This is a genomic window from Pseudomonas sp. Ps21-P2 (assembly GCF_039672565.1).
GTDB lineage: Bacteria > Pseudomonadota > Gammaproteobacteria > Pseudomonadales > Pseudomonadaceae > Aquipseudomonas.
Genome location: NZ_JBDFPL010000037.1, coordinates 1 through 1,128, shown reverse-complemented (window position 1 = coordinate 1,128; position 1,128 = coordinate 1). Strand labels below are relative to the sequence as shown.

1 protein-coding gene is annotated in these 1,128 nt (G+C 52.7%); it reads right to left on the bottom strand.

Features of this window, described 5'->3' with window-relative positions:
- Window positions 1-183: 183 nt before the first annotated feature.
- The coding region (locus tag ABEH28_RS27255; RefSeq protein WP_346631563.1) for a response regulator at window positions 184-1,128 on the bottom strand (945 nt) is incomplete at its 5' end.

Here is a 1,128-nt window from a genome sequence, read left to right as displayed (position 1 = left end):
GCTCCGATGAGCGGGGCAAAAAAGGGAATTGATTTCTACACGGGCCGGCGGGCTTTAGCAGACCACTCCCCCACGCTGATTCTTCGACCTCTCTAACCAACGTTAGGCCTGCGACGGCGCAGCGACTTAATAGCGAACATGGATTGTCAGTTCAGTCTCCCATCAGTGCCTGACCGTGAGCTCTTAAATTTTTGGCATCCACACCTGAATTAATGAAAACAGTCGCCCAAGCTCAATGGGTTTTGCCAGATAATCATTGGCACCTGCCGCCAAGCATCGGTCTTGATCTTCTTTCGTCGCTTTGGCAGTCACCGCGATGATGGGTAGCTTACGCCAAACCGGGTTTTGCCGAATACGCCGTGTGGCCTCGAAGCCGTCCATCTCCGGCATCATGATGTCCATGAGCACAAGATCGACATGCTCCGCTCCTTGGAGTCGCTCAATAGCTTCAACACCATTGCGAGCTACCACAATCAAAGCCCCCCTTTGCTCCAAGGCGCTGGTCAACGCAAAGATGTTTCGAACATCGTCGTCCACTACCAATACAGTGCGACCCTCGAAGGCTCTATCGCGGTTGCGTGCCACCATCAGCATCTTCTGCCGATCACTAGAGAGGGTATTTTCTACCTTGTGCAGGAACAAGGTCACTTCATCCAGAAGGCGTTCAGGAGAGCGTGCCCCTTTGATGATAATCGTCTGGGAGTAACGGAGTAATTCTGCTTCCTCTTTCCGGGTGAGAGATCGCCCTGTGTAGACAATCACCGGCGGCGAAGATGGCAAAGCCTCCATAGACATGTGTTTGAGCAAGTCGTTGCCCGTCATGTCTGGCAGTGACAGATCGATAATCATGCAGTCAAATGCTTCTCGGCGCAGGAGGACAAGCGCATTTTCCCCCGACTCCACCGCGCTGATTTCAACATCATCGTCGCTGATCAATCTGACTACGCTCTCGCGCTGGCGGGCATCGTCCTCAACCAGAAGCACCCGCTTGACCTTTTGAGCAAGTTTTGACTCCAGTCTGGCAAATACCTCTTTAAGTTCGACCAACGTTGCTGGTTTGACTGCATAACCGACAGCGCCAAGCTGCATGGCAGTCATCTGTCGTTCTTCAACGGATATTACGTGGAC